General features: G+C 53.1%; 18 protein-coding genes and 1 pseudogene. 15 read left to right on the top strand and 4 right to left on the bottom strand.

Going from position 1 to position 18,462, the window contains the following annotated elements:
• Positions 1 to 160 precede the first annotated feature (160 nt).
• Both ehaB and iprA read left to right on the top strand, forming a co-directional pair.
• Complete coding sequence (gene ehaB, locus WM46_RS13050) at positions 161 to 3,082, top strand: autotransporter adhesin EhaB (protein WP_102602460.1); 2,922 nt, start codon at positions 161 to 163, stop codon at positions 3,080 to 3,082.
• Positions 3,083 to 3,170: 88 nt separating this feature from the next.
• Complete coding sequence (gene iprA / locus WM46_RS13045) at positions 3,171 to 3,794, top strand: hydrogen peroxide resistance inhibitor IprA (RefSeq protein ID WP_102602459.1); 624 nt, start codon at positions 3,171 to 3,173, stop codon at positions 3,792 to 3,794.
• On the opposite strand, the gene ampH is transcribed toward iprA, so the two are convergent.
• On the bottom strand, positions 3,795 to 4,952 hold the full coding sequence (ampH, locus tag WM46_RS13040; protein ID WP_102602458.1) for a D-alanyl-D-alanine-carboxypeptidase/endopeptidase AmpH: 1,158 nt from the start codon (positions 4,950 to 4,952) through the stop codon (positions 3,795 to 3,797).
• 328 nt (positions 4,953 to 5,280) lie between these two features.
• Here ampH and WM46_RS13030 point away from each other — a divergent pair, with 328 nt between their 5' ends.
• From WM46_RS13030 to WM46_RS13020, 3 genes are all read left to right on the top strand, one after another.
• Positions 5,281 to 5,814, top strand: coding sequence for an isochorismatase family protein (locus WM46_RS13030; protein ID WP_102602456.1), 534 nt, complete (start codon positions 5,281 to 5,283; stop codon positions 5,812 to 5,814).
• A 118-nt stretch (positions 5,815 to 5,932) separates the two neighbouring features.
• Positions 5,933 to 7,153 (top strand): peptide antibiotic transporter SbmA, encoded by a 1,221-nt coding sequence (sbmA, locus tag WM46_RS13025; protein WP_102602455.1) that lies wholly within the window; start codon positions 5,933 to 5,935, stop codon positions 7,151 to 7,153.
• 14 nt (positions 7,154 to 7,167) lie between these two features.
• Positions 7,168 to 8,262, top strand: coding sequence for a DUF1615 domain-containing protein (locus WM46_RS13020; protein ID WP_102602454.1), 1,095 nt, complete (start codon positions 7,168 to 7,170; stop codon positions 8,260 to 8,262).
• Between the two features lie 11 nt (positions 8,263 to 8,273).
• On the opposite strand, the gene WM46_RS13015 is transcribed toward WM46_RS13020, so the two are convergent.
• On the bottom strand, positions 8,274 to 8,582 hold the full coding sequence (locus WM46_RS13015; RefSeq protein ID WP_043001638.1) for a YaiY family protein: 309 nt from the start codon (positions 8,580 to 8,582) through the stop codon (positions 8,274 to 8,276).
• A 256-nt stretch (positions 8,583 to 8,838) separates the two neighbouring features.
• On the opposite strand from WM46_RS13015, the gene WM46_RS13010 reads away from it, so the two are divergent.
• On the top strand, positions 8,839 to 9,045 hold the full coding sequence (locus WM46_RS13010) for a DUF2754 family protein (protein ID WP_061076591.1): 207 nt from the start codon (positions 8,839 to 8,841) through the stop codon (positions 9,043 to 9,045).
• A gap of 42 nt (positions 9,046 to 9,087) precedes the next feature.
• On the opposite strand, the gene ddlA is transcribed toward WM46_RS13010, so the two are convergent.
• On the bottom strand, positions 9,088 to 10,182 hold the full coding sequence (gene ddlA, locus WM46_RS13005) for a D-alanine--D-alanine ligase (RefSeq protein ID WP_061076592.1): 1,095 nt from the start codon (positions 10,180 to 10,182) through the stop codon (positions 9,088 to 9,090).
• Positions 10,183 to 10,310: 128 nt separating this feature from the next.
• Here ddlA and WM46_RS13000 point away from each other — a divergent pair, with 128 nt between their 5' ends.
• The 6 genes and pseudogenes from WM46_RS13000 (at position 10,311) to adrA (ending at position 16,041) form a co-directional block, all read left to right on the top strand.
• Complete coding sequence (locus WM46_RS13000; RefSeq protein WP_102602453.1) at positions 10,311 to 10,970, top strand: extensin family protein; 660 nt, start codon at positions 10,311 to 10,313, stop codon at positions 10,968 to 10,970.
• 168 nt (positions 10,971 to 11,138) lie between these two features.
• Positions 11,139 to 12,344, top strand: coding sequence for a multidrug efflux MFS transporter (locus WM46_RS12995; protein ID WP_061076594.1), 1,206 nt, complete (start codon positions 11,139 to 11,141; stop codon positions 12,342 to 12,344).
• A gap of 253 nt (positions 12,345 to 12,597) precedes the next feature.
• Positions 12,598 to 12,858, top strand: a complete 261-nt coding sequence (iraP, locus tag WM46_RS12990; protein WP_061076595.1) for an anti-adapter protein IraP — start codon at positions 12,598 to 12,600, stop codon at positions 12,856 to 12,858.
• Between the two features lie 99 nt (positions 12,859 to 12,957).
• Entirely contained in the window at positions 12,958 to 14,373 is a 1,416-nt protein-coding gene (gene phoA / locus WM46_RS12985; RefSeq protein WP_102602452.1) for an alkaline phosphatase, read from the top strand.
• 129 nt (positions 14,374 to 14,502) lie between these two features.
• Positions 14,503 to 14,823: a phosphate starvation-inducible protein PsiF gene (gene psiF, locus WM46_RS12980; RefSeq protein ID WP_102602451.1), complete on the top strand. Its 321-nt coding sequence runs from the start codon at positions 14,503 to 14,505 to the stop codon at positions 14,821 to 14,823.
• Positions 14,824 to 14,941: 118 nt separating this feature from the next.
• Positions 14,942 to 16,041: pseudogene (adrA, locus tag WM46_RS12975) on the top strand (diguanylate cyclase AdrA).
• Between the two features lie 15 nt (positions 16,042 to 16,056).
• Here adrA and proC read toward each other — a convergent pair.
• Positions 16,057 to 16,866, bottom strand: a complete 810-nt coding sequence (gene proC, locus WM46_RS12970; RefSeq protein ID WP_061076598.1) for a pyrroline-5-carboxylate reductase — start codon at positions 16,864 to 16,866, stop codon at positions 16,057 to 16,059.
• Between the two features lie 148 nt (positions 16,867 to 17,014).
• Between proC and WM46_RS12965 the strand changes: the two genes are divergently transcribed.
• From WM46_RS12965 to yaiA, 3 genes are all read left to right on the top strand, one after another.
• The gene (locus tag WM46_RS12965; RefSeq protein WP_102602450.1) at positions 17,015 to 17,473 is read left to right on the top strand and encodes a YaiI/YqxD family protein; all 459 of its coding nucleotides are present in this window, start codon (positions 17,015 to 17,017) and stop codon (positions 17,471 to 17,473) included.
• A 182-nt stretch (positions 17,474 to 17,655) separates the two neighbouring features.
• Positions 17,656 to 18,201 carry a shikimate kinase AroL gene (aroL, locus tag WM46_RS12960; RefSeq protein ID WP_061076599.1) on the top strand — a complete coding sequence of 182 codons (546 nt, stop codon included), beginning with the start codon at positions 17,656 to 17,658 and terminating at the stop codon, positions 18,199 to 18,201.
• A gap of 25 nt (positions 18,202 to 18,226) precedes the next feature.
• Positions 18,227 to 18,418, top strand: a complete 192-nt coding sequence (yaiA, locus tag WM46_RS12955; RefSeq protein WP_043001626.1) for a protein YaiA — start codon at positions 18,227 to 18,229, stop codon at positions 18,416 to 18,418.
• Positions 18,419 to 18,462: the final 44 nt, after the last annotated feature.

Here is an 18,462-nt window from a genome sequence, read left to right as displayed (position 1 = left end):
ATTGTGGTGATGTTGTTATTGTCTGTTTTCGGACTCCAGGGAAAGAATAATTGAACCTTTCATTGCGGACACCGCATAATCCTCCTTGCGAAACATAATGTTCTTTATGCATTGATAATTGATGGATCAACACTATTGCGTCCCTGAGGAGGGATGAAAAATGCACTCCTGGAAAAAGAAACTTGTAGTCTCACAATTAGCATTAGCCTGCACATTGGCAATCACTTCTCAGGCGAATGCTTCAACAGATATTTCCGGCAAGACCTACACCACATTTGTCCACTATAACGATGCCACTTACTCGGATGGTGTGTACTACGATGGTTACGTCGGCTGGAATAACGATGGCACCGATAGCGTATATAACGGTGATATCTACCCGGTAATCAATAACGCGACCGTTAACGGTGTGATTTCAACTTACTATCTGGATGATGGTCTTTCTACCAACACCAACAGCAATAGTCTGACGATTAAAAACAGTACCGTGCACGGCATGATTACGTCTGAGTGCATGACGGAAGAGTGCGCAGGCGGCCGTGATACAGGCTATGTCTACGATCGCCTGGCGCTCACCGTTGATAACTCAACCATCGACGATAACTACGAGCATTATACCTACAACGGTACCAATACTGACGGTAGTGCAGATACTCATGTTGTTGATGTTTACAACCTGGGTACCGCGATCACCTTGGATCAGGAAGTGGATCTGGCTATCAGCAACAACTCCCATGTTGCCGGCATTACGTTGATGCAGGGCTACGAGTGGAGCGATGTTGACGATAATACCGTCAGCACTGGCGTAAACAGCAATGAAGTGTTCAATAATACGATCACGGTAACGGACTCTACCGTGACGTCGGGTTCATGGACAGATGAAGGCACCTCGGGCTGGTTTGGCAACAACGGTAACGCCAGTGATTACAGCGGTAAACTTACGGCTGATGACATTGCGATTGCCGTTTCTGCGAATCCGGCAGCAGACAACGCCATGCAGACGACCGCTTATTTCAGCAATTCTACCCTGATGGGCGATGTGGTTTTCTCCAGCAACTTTGACGAAAACTTCTTCCCGAATGGCGCGGATAGCTATCGTGATGCTGACGCCGATGTTGACACCAACGGCTGGGATGGCACTGACCGCATGGATCTGACGTTGGATAACGGCAGCAAGTGGGTGGGTGCAGCGATGTCGGTACATCAGGTTGATACTGATGGCGACGGTGTATATGACGGTGTCGCGGCGGGTACCGACGCGACCGCTACGCTGATCGACATTGCAGCGAACAGCCTGTGGCCATCGTCGACTTATGGTATTGATGATAACAACACCGCTTATGACGAAGATGGTCACGTTGTTGGTAACGAGGTCTATCAAAGCGGCCTGTTCAACGTCACGCTGAACAATGGCTCCGAGTGGGATACCACGAAAGCCTCTCTGATTGATACTCTGAGCATCAACAGTGGTTCTGTCGTGAACGTTGGCGATTCCTACCTGGTTTCTGACTCCATTGGCCTGACAAGCGGCGCTGCGCTGAACATCAACGAAGATGGTCATGTGGCAACCGACACGCTGACCATCGACAACAGTCTCGTCACGATTGCTGATGATGTCTCTGCAGGCTGGAGCGTGGATGATGCTGCACTGTATGCCAACACCATCAACGTCACCAACGACGGGGTTCTGGATGTCGGCAACAGCGCCGACTATGCGCTGCAAACGGATACCCTGAATCTGACCAGCACCACCGATGCGGATGGCAATGTGCATGCTGGTGTGTTTGACATTCACAGTAACAACTACGTTCTGGATGCCGATCTGACCAACGATCGTACCGCAGACACCACCAGGTCAAACTATGGTTATGGCGTTATCGGCATGAACTCCGATGGTCACCTGACCATTAACGGTAACGGTGACGCTTACACCGCTGACACCTCTGAAGTGGATAACGCAGGCGACAATGCGGCTGCGGCAACCGGTAACTACAAAGTACGTATCGACAATGCCACCGGTGAAGGTTCCATCGCGGATTACAAAGGCAAAGAGCTGATCTACGTTAACGATAAGAACAGCACGGCGACCTTCTCTGCGGCGAACAAAGCGGACCTTGGCGCATACACCTATCAGGCTCAGCAACAGGGTAATACTGTTGTCATGCAGCAGATGGAACTGACCGATTACGCCAACATGGCGCTGAGCATTCCATCGGCAAACACCAATATCTGGAACCTGGAGCAGGATACCGTCGGAACACGTCTGACCAACTCTCGTCACGGTCTGGCGGATAACGGCGGCGCATGGGTAAGTTACTTCGGCGGCGGTTTCAACGGCAACAATGGCACCATTAATTATGACCAGGATGTCAACGGCATCATGGTGGGTGTGGATACCAAAGTTGATGGTAACAACGCGAAGTGGATTGTCGGTGCAGCGGCAGGCTTCGCCAAAGGCGACATGAGCGACCATACCGGTCAGGTGGATCAGGACAGCCAGTCTGCCTACCTCTACTCATCCGCTCGCTTTGCTAACGACGTCTTTGTCGATGGCAACCTGAGCTACTCCCACTTCAACAACGATCTGTCTGCCAATATGAGCGACGGTCAGTATGTGGATGGTAAAACGTCAACAGATGCCTGGGGCTTCGGTCTGAAACTGGGCTACGACTGGAAAGTGGGTGATGCGGGTTACGTTACGCCGTACGGTAGCGTGTCTGGTCTGTTCCAGTCTGGTGATGACTACCGGTTAAGCAACGACATGCATCTTGACGGTCAGTCTTACGACAGCATGCGTTATGAACTGGGTGTGGATACGGGCTATACCTTCACATACAGCCAGGATCAGGCGCTTACGCCTTACTTCAAACTGGCATACGTGTATGACGATCAGGGTAACCATGCGGATGTCAACGGCGATTCTATCGACAATGGCACCAAAGGTTCAGCGGTTCGCGTTGGTCTGGGTACGCAGTTCAGCTTTACCAAGAACTTCAGCGCGTATACCGATGCGAACTACCTTGGCGGCGGCGATGTTGATCAGGACTGGTCGGCTAACGCGGGCGTTAAATATACCTGGTAATCATTCCCTTACGGAAATGGATATCGCGTCGTTAATCTAAACAATGCCCGTCAAGGATTTGGCGGGCATTACTGCAAGGAACGCGCAGATGTTATCTCTGAATAAACCGTTAAAAGAATTTGCTCAGCTCGATAAGTTTTTGTCTAAATTTGGTACCCGTTTTGAACATATCCATGAAAAACATCTTCTTTATTCCACTGAAAAGCATCCCGACACGACGGTAGTGATTCTGGAAGGGATAATCTCATTAAGACGTAATGAACATATTCTCGTGGGTATCGCCCAGGCCCCTTTCATTATGGGATTGACCAATGGAGTGATGAAAAATGATGTTCAGTACGATCTCATCAGCGAGGGGATGTGCTCGGGTTATCACCTTTCGTCGTCGCAAACCGTTGCGATTATTGAAGAATATCAGCTATGGCGTGAAGCTTTTTACTGGTTAACCTGGCAGAATCGTATCCTGCAGCTGCGCGATCGTCAGTTAATTGGCAATAATTCCTACGAACAGATCCGAACCACCCTTTTCTCGATGATTGAGTGGGATGAAGGTTTACGCTCAAGAATTGGGGTGATGAGTTATATTCACCAGCGCACGCAAATTTCGCGCTCCGTGGTGGCAGAAGTCCTTGCGGCGTTACGAAAAGGCGGCTACATCGAAATGAATAAAGGCAAACTGGTGGGAATAAACCGTTTGCCTTCAGATTATTAATTAAGATGCCGGAACCACGCGCGGCGTATTTTCGCTCAGTTCAACCACCAGTTCGTTAATACCGTCGCTCATGCTTGTAAAGCGGGTGAGCGGAGAGCGAGTGACAACCACAAACGCACCCACATTTTTTTGCGGAATCATTGCCATATAGGTAATGAACCCTCCGCCACCGCCGGTTTTTTGAATAATTCCCGGGCGTCCATTCTTCGGCGCCATATAGACCCACCCCAATCCCAACGCATCGGCCTTGCCGGGGACATCCATGCCGGTTACCCGCGTTAACTGTGCGCGTTGATAAATCAGCGTTTGCATTCTGTCAGCCTGATTACTGCGCTGGTAAAAATCAGAAGAAAGATACTGCTGCATCCAGCGCATCATGTCCCCCGGAGTTGAATAAACCCCGCCGCTGCCGATGGCTGCCAGCGTGTTATTACACGGGCTAGCCCCTTTCTCTGCGACCATCAGACGTTTGCACTGATCGGGAGAGGGAGTATAGGTGGTGTCTTTCATGCCCAGCGGGCGGGTGATTTTCTCTTCAAAAAGCTGGGTATAGGGTTTGCCGGAGGCGTTTGCCAGCGCATCCGCCAGCAGGTCGAACGCCAGATTGGAATAGGCCGCCTGTGAACCCGGTGCGGCTTTCAACGTCGCCGTGGAGAGATAACTCCAGCGCTGTTCACGCGTAGGCCAGACAAACACCGGGCGCTTTGCCGCGCCGCCGGGTTGTTCACGCGGCAGTGCGCTGGTGTGCGTCGCCAGGTTGACCAGCGTGATCGGTTTTCCCTCATACGATGGTACGCGCGCGCCGACAGGGGCATATTTGCTCAGCGGATCGTTCAGTTTTACGGTGCCCTGATCGAGTAGTTTGACCAGCATTTCACTGGTCATCAGCTTAGTGAGTGACGCAATGCGAATCACGGAATCCAGTTGTGGATGCACGTTATTGCCCGGACGGGTTTCACCGAAGCTGCGAAAAACACGCTGGTTACCGTCGATCACGACGAGTGCCATCCCCGTCGCCCCGCTGCCATAAAAAATATGTTCGGCGTAACGTTCGACAATATCAGACGCAAAAACCGGGTCGGCGACAGGCTGAGCCGCCTGGACTGAGGTCAATGACGCCGCACACAGCGCGGCAGAAAAAAGCAGACTACGTTTCAACGGTGTTGTCCATGAATGAGATGAAGTGAAAAACGTTACACGAAATCATTCGGGAGGCATCGGGGCGGCAAGCGAGTCAATCCCCGGCCACAACGTTAACGATGTGACCGGGGTTTATGAACGTAGCCAACAAAGAGGCAACCTGAAGGATGGTGTGTATGCGTATTTATACTACGCAACGGTACATTGCAAAGCGCTAATTAGAGCAAGGATAGTGAGAAAAACGTAACGGCGCGTAAACGCGGCGTTTTTGCCGCGAAAGAAAGTCCGCTTTTGTGATCCGGGGCGTGCAATAATCTTTCATTACCACTCTTGGATGGGGCTGACGATGTCTGAAAAACGGGTTGTGATGGTTGTTGATATGCAAATCGGCGTGTTTGCCACGCCGCGTATTGATCGGGAAGCGTGCGTGGAACGTATCAATCAATTGACGCGGGCGGCCGATCTCACGATTTTTATTCAGCACACCGAGCCGGGTGGCCTGGAGGAGGGGAGCGCGGGGTTTGCGCTGCTGCCTGAACTGGACACGCCTGCGAATGCAAAATATGTCACGAAAACCGCCTGCGATGCTTTTTACAAAACGGCGCTCGAACGGTTGCTCCGCGAACAGGCGATTTCACACTTTGTCATTTGCGGCTGTGCGACGGACTATTGTGTCGATACCACCATCAGAAACGGCGCCAGCCGGGGTTATCGCATTACGGTTGCGGAAGATGCCCATACCACCGCACATCGCCCGGCTGCTCCTGCCCAGACGCTGATTGCGCACCATAATGATGTCTGGCGCAATCTAATCGTGCCGGACAATCCGGTATATGTGAAACCCGTCGAAACAATTCTTCAGGACTGGAAAACGAACTAAGCGCCGTCATGTTGGTCACAATGGGCGGTTTCGCCTGTTGTGACCGTTTATTTTTAGTCCGCGCAGCGGCAAAAACACAGCAGTTGTCATAACGATAAGAAGTTAGCAGGAGAGCATCATGTTTAAGTCTTTTTTCCCAAAGCCGGGTCCTTTTTTCCTTTCGGCTTTTATTTGGGCAATAGTCGCGGTTATTTTCTGGCAAGCCGGTGGTGGGGACTGGGTTGCGCGGCTGACTGGCGCAACGGGTACCGTGCCTATCAGCGCCGCCCGTTTCTGGTCGCTGAGCTACCTGATTTTTTATGCCTACTACGTGCTTTGTGTCGGGCTGTTTGCGCTGTTCTGGTTTCTCTACAGTCCGCATCGCTGGCAGTACTGGTCAATTCTTGGCACCTCGCTGATTATCTTCGTCACCTGGTTTCTGGTCGAAGTCGGGGTGGCCGTCAACGCCTGGTATGCGCCATTTTACGATCTGATCCAGACCGCCCTTAGCGCGCCGCATAAGGTCACCATGAGCCAGTTCTATAACGAACTGGGGATCTTCCTTGGCATCGCGCTGATTGCCGTGGTGATTAGCGTGCTGAACAACTTTTTTGTCAGCCACTATGTGTTCCGCTGGCGTACGGCGATGAACGAATATTACATGGCGCAGTGGCAGCATTTGCGTCATATCGAGGGGGCCGCGCAGCGTGTGCAGGAAGACACCATGCGTTTTGCCTCAACGCTGGAAAGCATGGGCGTGAGTTTTATTAACGCTATCATGACGCTGATCGCGTTCCTGCCGGTGCTGATAGCGCTTTCTCCGCACGTGCCTGAACTGCCGATAGTCGGTCATGTGCCTTATGGCCTGGTGATTGCAGCGATCGTCTGGTCACTGATGGGCACCGGTATGCTGGCGGTAGTCGGGATCAAGCTCCCGGGACTGGAATTTAAAAATCAGCGGGTGGAAGCGGCTTATCGTAAAGAGCTGGTATACGGGGAAGACGATGCCAATCGCGCCACGCCGCCGACGGTTCGTGAGCTGTTCAGTGCGGTTCGTCAGAACTATTTCCGTCTCTATTTCCACTACATGTATTTTAATATCGCGCGCATTCTCTACCTGCAGGTGGACAACGTTTTCGGGTTGTTCCTGCTGTTTCCGTCGATTGTTGCCGGTACGATTACCCTGGGTCTGATGACGCAAATTACCAACGTCTTTAGCCAGGTGCGGGGCGCGTTCCAGTACCTGATCAACTCGTGGACAACGCTGGTTGAACTGATGTCTATCTATAAACGTCTGCGCAGTTTTGAGCGCGAACTGGACGAGCGGGATATTCAGGCTGTCACCCACACACTTGGTTAACAAAAGGAAACGTTATGTCGGCGGTGTCTCGTCTTTACCCTTTGTCATTGCTGGCCGGACTGGTGCTGGCAGGATGTAGCAGTCAGCCTGCGCAACCGCTAAAAAAAGGCGAGAAACCGGTCGATGTCGCGAGCGTGGTGCGCCAGAAAATGCCGGCCAGCGTGAAGGATCGGGACGGCTGGGCGCAGGATATTGCCAAAACTTTTGAAAGCCAGAAGCTGGCACCGACCGTGGAAAATATCTGTTCGGTACTGGCGGTCGCACAGCAGGAGTCCAGTTATCAGGCCGATCCCGCCGTTCCGGGATTGAACAACATTGCCTGGAAGGAGATAGACCGGCGCGCCGAGCGGATGCATATTCCGGTTTTCCTGGTGCATACCGCGCTGAAAATCACCTCCCCGAACGGGAAAAGCTATAGCGAGCGTCTGGACACGGTCAAAACGGAAAAACAGCTCAGCGCCATTTTTGATGACTTTATTAATATGGTGCCGATGGGGCAGACGCTGTTCGGTTCACTCAATCCGGTTCACACCGGTGGTCCGATGCAGGTCAGCATTGCGTTTGCCGAGCAACACAGCAAAGGGTATCCGTGGAAGATGGATGGAACGGTGCGTCAGGAAGTGTTCAGCCGTCGCGGTGGACTCTGGTTCGGAACCTACCACCTGCTCAATTACCCGGCCAACTACAGCGCGCCGATTTTCCGCTTTGCCGACTTTAACGCCGGATGGTATGCCAGTCGAAACGCCGCGTTTCAGAACGCAGTCAGTAAAGCCAGCGGCGTCAAACTGGCGCTGGATGGCGACCTGATCGCCTACGGCAGTAAAGAAGCCGGTAAAACGGAGCTGGCGGTGCGTAAACTGGCGGGCAAACTGGATCTCAGCGAGAGCGCGATCCGCCGTCAACTGGAGAAAGGCGACAGTCTTGCGTTTGAAGAGACGGCGCTTTACGAAAAGGTGTTTACGCTTGCTGAAGCAAAGACAGGGAAGAGATTACCGCGTGAAATGCTGCCCGGTATTCAACTGGAAAGCCCGAAAATCACCCGTAATCTCACCACCGCATGGTTTGCAAAACGGGTCGACGATCGCCGGGCGAAGTGCATGGGACAATAACTGCCGGGCTATTACTGGCGGCGGTAGCGCCAGCGCAGAATGGCGGCGATGACGCCGAAAATCAGACTGCCGACCAGAAACGGCACCAGACCGAAGATGGTTCCGACGCCCAGCCCAATCTCTACCCGCGGGCGTCCTGTCTCTTGTACTTGCATCAGATGTTCATATACGCCAGGCGCGTGAACCAGCAGGTTCAGGATCTGCGCCCCGGCCCAAAAACAGAACAGAACAAACACGGCATAAGCGATGTTGCCTGGCGTAGAGGCGGTTTCTCGATGTTTCCCGTTAAACAAGGATTTTGAGAGAGTGAAATCAGCCATAAATGACCTCCGCGAGTAATTCTGCATCTCTGACACCATGCCAGTAACTTACCGTGAGTGTGACAGGTCATCGCGTTTGTCAATATCAGAATGATGGTAATTTCAGTCTGGGATGAATCCTGGATTGCAGATTTTTGTCAGTTGTCACAAATCAGTTACCTTAAATTAAATTCGGCAACATTTAAGAAATTCCGCACACGACACAGACCGGTTTCCCGTAATATGCGACGATACTTTTTTTCGTTCAGGAGTTGCCATGAACCTGCCTTTAAAAATTCGCCGTGACTGGCACTACTACGCCTTTGCTATCGGCCTGATTTTCATTCTGAACGGCGTTGTCGGGCTGTTGGGGTTTGAAGCCAGGGGCTGGCAAACCTATGCCGTGGGGCTGGTGACCTGGATCGTCAGTTTCTGGCTGGCAGGATTGATTATTCGTCGTCGTGTGGAAGATGATACGGCGTAAGCCTGACAACAAACCGCTGTCAGGCTTACCGGGAAGTGCAGATTACATCGTCGTTTTCAGCGCGTTATCTGCAGCGTGGCGCTCCAGCGCCAGTTCGATCAAGTGGGTAATCAAATCGGTGTAACCTAAGCCGCTGGCCTGCCAGAGTTTCGGATACATACTGATGTTGGTAAAGCCTGGCAGGGTGTTGATCTCATTGATCACCACCTCATTGTCGGCCGTTAAGAAGACGTCGACACGTGCCATGCCGGCGCAGCCCAGCGCCTGATACGCCTGAATGGCGATCTCGCGGATTTTGTCGTTGATGTGGGGATCAATCGCCGCAGGAACCACCACTTTCGCGCCGTTATCGTCAATGTATTTGGTGTCGTAGGCATAGAAATCACTGTTGAGCACGATCTCGCCACAGGTGCTGGCCTGCGGGTGATCGTTACCCAGCACGGCGCACTCGATCTCGCGCCCCTTGATCCCTTGCTCCACCACCACTTTGTGATCGAATTCGAACGCGAGGTCGACCGCCTGCGCGTACTGCGCTTCGCTGGTGACTTTACTGACGCCGACAGACGATCCCTGATTGGCGGGCTTAACGAACAGCGGCAGGCCAAGACGAGCTTCTACCTCGGCAAAACTTATCGTGTTGCGGTTGGCGCGCGTCAGCGTAATAAACGGCGCGATATTCAGTCCGGCATCACGCAACAAGCGTTTGGTGACGTCTTTATCCATGCACGCTGCTGAACCCAGCACGTCGGAACCAACGAAGGGCAGATTCGCCACGCGCAGCATTCCCTGCAGTGAACCATCTTCACCCAGCGTGCCGTGCACAATCGGGAAAATCACGTCTACGGTCGGCAGCGGCTGGCCATTCTGCGCATCAATCAACTGCTGCTCGTGTCTGCCCGGAACCTGCGCAAGGCTGGTCGCAGAAGGACGCAGCGCAATGTGCGCAGGATCGTTTGCATTGAGCAGATAATTGCTGGCATCGCTGACGTGCCACTGCCCTTGCTTATCAATGCCTAACAGCACGACGTCAAAGCGGGTCTTGTCGATGGCATCGACAATATTTTTTGCCGATTGCAATGACACTTCATGTTCCGCTGATTTACCACCAAATACGATTCCTACCCGCAACTTTGCCATCTTAAACCCATTCCTTCGAACGCAAAGCGTATACATTACCACGACAAAACGAGGGATTCGCGGGCTTCTGCCATAATGTTAGGGAGAATTACACGGGAGGGCGCGTGAGAGGAAAAGTCTGGCTGACGATGATGATTCTGAGCGTGGCGTGTGGCGTGGGATATCGCTATCTGCCGTCTTATTACAACCCGCTCGCCCCTCTTGAGTTATCCGATCCGCCAAACTGGCTTACCCAATTTAAGCTTAAACGTCTGACGCCAGCGCGCTGTCAGACGCTGTTGCAGCAGGCAAACGAGCAGAAGCTGATCACGTCGCAGCCTGTCGCCGACAGCGCTGGCGAATGTCCTTTAACCGACGTAGTCCGGGTGCGGGATTTTGGCGTCGTCAAACTGAGCAGCAGCTTCCTTGCCTCCTGTCCGTTAGCATTGCGTTCCGCGTTGTATGTTGGGCAGCAGGCTGCACCGTTGACGGAACGTCTGATGATGAGCCAACTGACCCGGATCGAGCATCTCGGCAGCTACGCCTGCCGCAACATTTACCATCGCCCTGATGCACGCCGTAGTGAACACGCCAGCGCACAGGCCCTGGATATCAGCGGCTTTATTCTCGCCGACGGGCGACACGTTACCGTTCTGCTCGGCTGGAAGCAGGAAGAAAGCGCAATGTGGCTGCGGGCGCTGCTCAGTGCGAGCTGTCAATATTATGGCAACGGCCTGGGGCCGGACTACAACGCCGCTCACGCCAACCATTTTCACCTGGGGATACGGGGATTTGGCCTCTGTCGCTAAGCATAAAGCCCTGTCGCTTGTTGGGTTTTAATGTGATGTATTTCACAAATCTGGTGAACGGGAAGATAAAATATCAAATTGCGCGCCACCGCACCTGAGGATCCCCTGACAGACGTGGAGATTGCTAAACTAGCCGGCGTTTTCTGCTATTTATCACGATGAGCGTTTATGGAATCCTGGAAAGTTAATCTTATTTCCGTCTGGTTCGGCTGCTTTTTTACCGGTCTGGCAATCAGTCAAATCCTGCCGTTTTTGCCGCTCTATATTTCGCAGCTTGGGGTGACCTCCCACGAAGCGCTCTCGATGTGGTCAGGGCTGACGTTCAGTGTCACATTCCTAATTTCCGCGATTGTTTCTCCGCTCTGGGGCAGCCTGGCAGACCGTAAAGGTCGCAAGCTGATGCTGCTACGCGCCTCGCTCGGCATGGCGATTGCGATACTGTTGCAGGCTTTTGCCACCAACGTCTGGCAGCTTTTTCTGTTGCGCGGCATCATGGGCTTAACGTCTGGCTATATTCCTAACGCGATGGCGCTGGTGGCGTCTCAGGTGCCCCGCGAACGTAGCGGATGGGCGCTCAGTACGCTGGCGACCGCGCAAATCAGCGGCGTGATTGGCGGCCCGTTGATGGGCGGTTTTATTGCCGATCATGTGGGGTTACGCCCGGTCTTTTTTATCACCGCAATGCTGTTGGTTGTCAGCTTTATGGTCACACTCTTTTTGATTAAAGAAGGCGTGCGTCCGACGCTGAAAAAGAGCGAACGGTTGAGCGGGAAAGCCGTATTTGCGTCGCTGCCTTATCCGGCGCTGGTGATCAGTCTGTTTTTCACCACCCTGGTGATTCAGTTATGTAATGGCTCAATCAGCCCGATTCTGGCGTTATTTATTAAGTCGATGGCCCCGGACAGTAATAATATTGCTTTTCTGAGTGGCTTAATTGCCTCGGTGCCTGGGGTCTCCGCGCTTATCTCCGCGCCCCGGTTGGGTAAACTCGGGGATCGCATCGGCACTGAAAGGATCCTGATGGCAACGCTGATTTGTGCGGTGGTGCTGTTTTTTGCCATGTCATGGGTTACGACGCCCTTTCAGCTCGGGGTATTACGTTTTCTGCTCGGTTTTGCCGATGGCGCCATGCTGCCCGCGGTTCAGACGCTGCTGGTCAAATACTCCAGTGACCAAATAACCGGGCGTATTTTTGGATATAACCAATCGTTTATGTACCTTGGCAATGTCGCGGGCCCGCTGATGGGCGCGACGGTTTCAGCCATGGCAGGATTCCGTTGGGTATTTATTGCCACCGCCATTATCGTGATGATTAACATTTGTCAGTTAGCCCTTGTTCTGCGCCAGCGGCGAAATATCCGCAAGCGGGCGTGAAGCGGTTAAAAAAAATGACTTAAGTAAAACTGATCGTTTTTTATCATAACTTTAGATTATGGCCAGGGGTGACTATTTTATTCCTGGCTTTTAATTTAGCGTTCTGTTTCCGCGCGAGAAACGTTTCGCTCACCGTATTCTGTGATTATTTACGCAAAGTCTTTCCTTTCTTATAAAAATACTACTTTTAGACTCTAGGCAGCATGGATTCATAGTGATAACGTCAGCCTTCTTTGGATAAGGAAATGCGGTCATGAAAAATCTAATAGCTGAGTTGTTGCTTAAGCTTGCCCAGAAAGAGGAAGAGTCGAAAGAACTGGTTGCTCAGGTAGAAGCATTAGAGATTATCGTCACAGCGATGCTGCGTAATATGGCTCAGAACGAGCAGCAAATGCTGATTCATCAGGTAGAGGGCGCGCTTGACGGCGTAAAGCCCGATGCCAGCATTCCGGATAACGATAAGGAGTTGCTGCGCCAGTATGTACAAAAGTTGTTGAGGCATCCTCGTTACTAGTTTTATCCCGTTTCTGTGCTGTCATAAACCTGTCATATCAGAGACCTATAGTCGCTTTGTTTTTTATTTTAAGTGTATTAAGTACATGGAGAAAATAAAGTGAAACAAAGCGCTATTGCTCTTGCATTGTTACCGCTGCTGTATATCCCTGTTAGCCATTCTGAAACGTCGTCAATGGCGGTTCTGGACAACCGTGCCGCACAGGGTGATATTACAACGCCTGGCGGAGCACGCCGATTATCGGCCGATCAAACACAAGCATTGCGCGAATCACTGAATGATAAACCGGCTAAAAATATTATTTTATTGATTGGCGATGGTATGGGTGATTCGGAAATTACGGCTGCGCGAAATTATGCTGAAGGCGCGGGTGGGTATTTTAAAGGGATTGATGCCTTACCGCTGACCGGCCAATACACCCACTATGCGCTGAATAAAAAGACCGGCAAGCCGGATTACGTGACGGATTCTGCTGCATCAGCAACCGCATGGACAACCGGCGTGAAAACCTACAACGGCGCGCTGGGCGTCGATATTCACGAAAAAGATCATACGACGCTGCTGGAAATGGCGAAAGCGGCGGGGCTGGCGACGGGTAACGTCTCAACCGCCGAGCTGCAGGATGCCACGCCAGCCGCGCTGGTGGCGCATGTGACGTCACGTAAATGCTATGGCCCGAGCGTAACGAGCGAGAAATGCCCGACGAATGCGCTGGAAAAAGGCGGCAAAGGCTCGATCACCGAACAACTGCTGAATGCCCGCGCGGATGTCACGCTGGGCGGCGGCGCGAAAACGTTCGCCGAAACCGCAACGGCCGGCGAGTGGCAGGGCAAAACGCTGCGTGAACAGGCCGAGGCCCGTGGTTACCAGTTGGTCGGCGATGCGGCCTCGCTGGCGGCGATCGGCGAAGCCAGTCAGGACAAACCGTTGCTGGGACTGTTCTCTGACGGCAACATGCCTGTGCGCTGGGAAGGCCCAAAGGCGTCTTACCACGGCAATATTGATAAGCCTGCCGTAACCTGTACGCCGAATCCAAAACGCGATGAGACCGTACCGACGCTGGCGCAAATGACCGACAAAGCCATTGAGTTGTTGAGCAAAAATGAGAAGGGATTCTTCCTGCAGGTGGAAGGGGCCTCCATCGATAAACAGGATCACGCCGCCAATCCTTGCGGACAGATCGGCGAGACGGTGGATCTGGACGAAGCGGTGCAGCGCGCGCTGGCCTTTGCGAAAAAAGAGGGTAACACGCTGGTGATTGTCACCGCCGATCACGCTCACGCCAGCCAGATCGTCGCGCCAGAGACCAAAGCGCCGGGTCTGACCCAGGCATTAAACACCAAAGATGGCGCCGTAATGGTGATCAGCTATGGCAACTCCGAAGAGGAATCGCAGGAGCATACCGGCAGCCAGCTGCGTATTGCGGCCTATGGTCCTCATGCAGCCAACGTGGTGGGGCTGACCGATCAAACCGACCTGTTCTATACCATGAAAGCGGCGTTAGGCCTGAAATAATCCAACCCCCGGCAGGATAACTTTTGCTGCCGGGTGGTTTTTTTATCGTTAGCAGCCAGACTTATCTGAATATCCCCCGCGCTGACGTGCGGGAGATAGTCGAGTGAATACTCAAAAAAGGATGGTGCTATGAAAATAACATTACTGGTTACCCTATTGTTTGGTTTGATCTTTTTAACGACCGTTGGTGCGGCAGAGAAAACATTAACGCCGCAACAGCAGCGCATGACTACCTGTAATCAACAGGCGACGGCGAAAACGTTGAAAGGAGATGCCCGTAAGACGTACATGAGCGATTGCCTTAAAAACAGCAAATCCGCTCCCGGTGAAAAAAGCCTGACGCCGCAGCAGCAAAAAATGCGTGAATGCAACGTCCAGGCGACGGAACAATCGCTGAAAGGTGACGATCGCAGTAAGTTTATGAGTGCCTGCCTGAAGAAAGCGGCCTAGCGCCGACCTAGTGCTTACGGGTGAGCAAAGAAAAACGCTCACCCGAAATATCATACTTTCCCCGCCAGACCCGTCTCTATAATTTGGGAAAATTGTTTCAGAATGTTCCCAAAAAATAATGAATGACGAAAACTTTTACAAAAAAGCGGTCGATCTCGATGAAACCTCTCTTTCATCGCAGCAAAACGACCATCAACGCTCTGGACTGCGATTCGCCCGGCGAGTAAGAGTGCCGCGCGCAGTGGCGCTGGGGGAATGTTTTTCCCTGTCGCCGCCGCGCTGGTCGCGAACCCTGTCCCCGGTGTCTGGTGGTTGTTGCTGGTGGGATGGGCGTTCGTCTGGCCACATCTGGCCTGGCAAATCGCCAGCAGAGCCGTCGACCCGCTGAGTCGGGAATTTACCAATTTGAAAACGGATGCGGTACTCGCCGGAATGTGGATGGGACTGATGGGCGTCAATGCGCTGCCTTCTTCCGCGTTGTTGATGATCATCTGTATGAATCTGATGGGCGCAGGCGGTGTGCGACTGTTTGTTGCCGGACTTGCCCTGATGGTCGTCGCCTGTCTGGTCACATTGCAGTTGACGGGGGCCTCTCTGGCGTTAAGAAGCGCGCCGCTGGAAGGGGTGCTGACGCTGCCGGTCATCGTGATTTACCCGCTGTTATTCTCGTGGATTAGCTATCAGGCCGCGACAAAGCTGGCGCTGCACAAGCGCCGGTTGCAGGTGATGAGTACCTGTGATGGCATGACGGGGGTTTACAACCGACGACACTGGGAAATATTACTGCGCAACGAATTTGAGCACTGTCGTCGCCAGCATCGGGATGCCACGCTGCTGATCATTGATATCGACCACTTCAAAAGTATTAACGACACCTGGGGTCATGACGTTGGCGATGAAGCCATTCTGGCGCTGACCCAACAGTTGAGAATGACCCTGCGCGGAAGCGATGTGATCGGGCGTTTTGGCGGTGATGAATTTGCGGTGATTATGTGCGGTACGCCAGCCGAGAGCGCCATCGCGGCGATGTCACGGGTTCATGAGGGGCTACGCGGGTTACGTCTGGCCTGCGCGCCGCAGGTCATTTTGCATATCAGCGTTGGCGTTGCGCCGCTGACGCCGCAGTTTGGTCACTATCGGGAATGGCTGAAATCGGCCGATCTGGCGCTCTACAAAGCAAAGAATGCCGGACGTAACCGCACCGAAGTGGCGGCCTGACGTCCGGTTGTTCACTCAGGATTTACTGAGTTTGTCTGATTTCTCCATACACTTCGCCATCGCTTCAATCACCGCCGCACGAAATCCTCGCTCTTCCAGTACACGGACCGCTTCAATCGTCGTGCCGCCAGGCGAACAGACCATATCTTTCAGTACGCCAGGATGCTCGCCCGTTTCCAGTACCATCTTCGCGGATCCCATGACCGCCTGAGCGGCAAATTTGTAAGCCTGCGCGCGTGGCATACCGCCCAGAACTGCGGCATCTGCCATCGCTTCGATAAACATGAAAACATATGCCGGGGCGGAGCCGCTGACGCCAACCACCGGATGAATCATCGACTCGGCAATCACTTCGGCTTCGCCAAAGCAGCGGAAAATATTCAGCACATCTGCGGTATCTTCCGGGGTAACCAGCGCGTTTGGCGTCACTGAGGTCATCCCGGCATTAACCAGCGACGGCGTGTTTGGCATCGCGCGTACGATTTTCCGGTCGTGTCCCAGCGCACGGGCGAGTTGATCGAGAGTCACGCCTGCCGCAATAGAAACCACCAGCGACTCTTTGTTGAGGCTGGAGGTTACCTCGCTGAGCACTTTGATCATAATGCCCGGCTTCACGGCGCCGAAAACAATATCCGCTACCTGGGCAACTTCCTGGGCGGACTGCGCGACGTTGATCCCATACTGATCGTGCAACGCGGCAACTTTATCGGGGGAAGGGGTGTAGACCCAGATCTGGCCAGGAAGCACCTGACCGCTGGCAATCAGGCCGCCGAGGATCGCTTTCCCCATATTACCGCAGCCGATAAAACCGATTTTCTTCTCCATCTCGTCACTCCCTATGGGTGATAGTTGTTGTTTTGTTTGATAAAGCCTAGCTTAGCGCGGATTGAAAGACGCATGAAGGATAAACAGCACTTTGCCGCAGCGCAAAAGCACGAGACAATAGCCGATTGCACAAGAGACGGGAGACAGTATGACCATATGGGTGGATGCGGATGCGTGTCCGAACGTCATTAAAGAGATCCTCTATCGTGCCGCCGGACGCATGCAAATGCCGCTGATTCTGGTGGCGAACCAGAGCCTGCGCGTGCCGCCGTCGCCGTATATTCGTACGCTGCGCGTGCCTGCGGGATTTGATGTGGCGGATAACGAGATTGTGCGCCAGTGTACGGCGGGCGATCTGGTCATTACTGCCGATATCCCGTTGGCCGCCGAAGTGCTGGCAAAAGGCGCGTCGGCGCTCAATCCGCGCGGTGAGCGCTATACCGAATCGACCATTCGCGAACGTCTGACGATGCGCGATTTTATGGATACATTGCGCGCCAGCGGGATCCAGACGGGGGGGCCGGATAGCCTCTCTGCGCGCGATCGTCAGCATTTTGCGGCGGAACTGGAAAAGTGGTGGCTGGAAGTTCAGCGCAGAAAAGCGTGAATGTAATTTATTTTTTACACTTTCCTCAGCGCTATTTCTTGATATAGTAGGGCATAGATTGATATTTTCACTTTTTTTGGAATAAATTCTTTACACTTAACGCTGTACTAGTTTGATGGTATGATTATTCCTTTAATGACATCTGATCCTGCCGCTTTGCGGCCTTCTGGGGAACGCCCACTATGACGCAACCGCTTTATCTTGTTGGCCCACGCGGCTGTGGAAAGACAACGGTTGGCATGGCGCTGGCTACGGCAATTGGCTGTCGGTTTGTCGATACCGATCAGTGGCTGCAGTCGCAGGTACAAATGACCGTCGCGGAAATCGTCGAGCGAGAAGGCTGGCCGGGATTTCGAGCCAGAGAGACGGCTGCGCTGGAGGCGGTGACAGCACCGTCAACGGTGGTGGCGACCGGTGGGGGAATCATTCTCACTGACTATAACCGCCACTTTATGCGGGATAACGGCATCGTCATTTATTTAAGCGCGCCGGTCCCGACGCTGGTGAATCGTCTTGAGGCCTCGCCTGAAGAGGAGTTGCGTCCCACCCTGACCGGTAAACCTTTGAGCGAAGAGGTGCAGGAGGTGCTGCAACAGCGGGATATTTTGTATCGCGAGGCGGCCCATTTCATCATTGACGCGGCGAATTCACCTGACCAGGTGATTTCTGAAATTCAGCGCAGGCTGGCGCAGAGCGCGCTGTGCAAACAAGGCGGGGTCTATACTTAAACTTCATTCGACAGAAGGAAGCACTATGCCAACCAAACCGCCTTATCCACGCGAAGCGTATATTGTCACCATTGAGAAAGGAACGCCGGGACAGACGGTCACCTGGTACCAGTTGCGCGCCGATCACCCGAAACCGGATTCGTTAATCAGCGAGCATCCCAGCGCGCAGGAAGCGATGGATGCGAAAGCCCGTTACGAAGACCCGGATAAAACCTGACGACTGAACGGCTCGGAATGGAATCTGAGCGAGTGTAAACCCAA

The sequence above is a fragment of the Citrobacter freundii complex sp. CFNIH2 genome, from assembly GCF_002880615.1.
Taxonomy (GTDB): Bacteria; Pseudomonadota; Gammaproteobacteria; order Enterobacterales; family Enterobacteriaceae; genus Citrobacter_A; species Citrobacter_A amalonaticus_F.
Note: the sequence above shows the minus strand (reverse complement) of the source record. Positions and strands in the feature narration are given on the sequence as shown.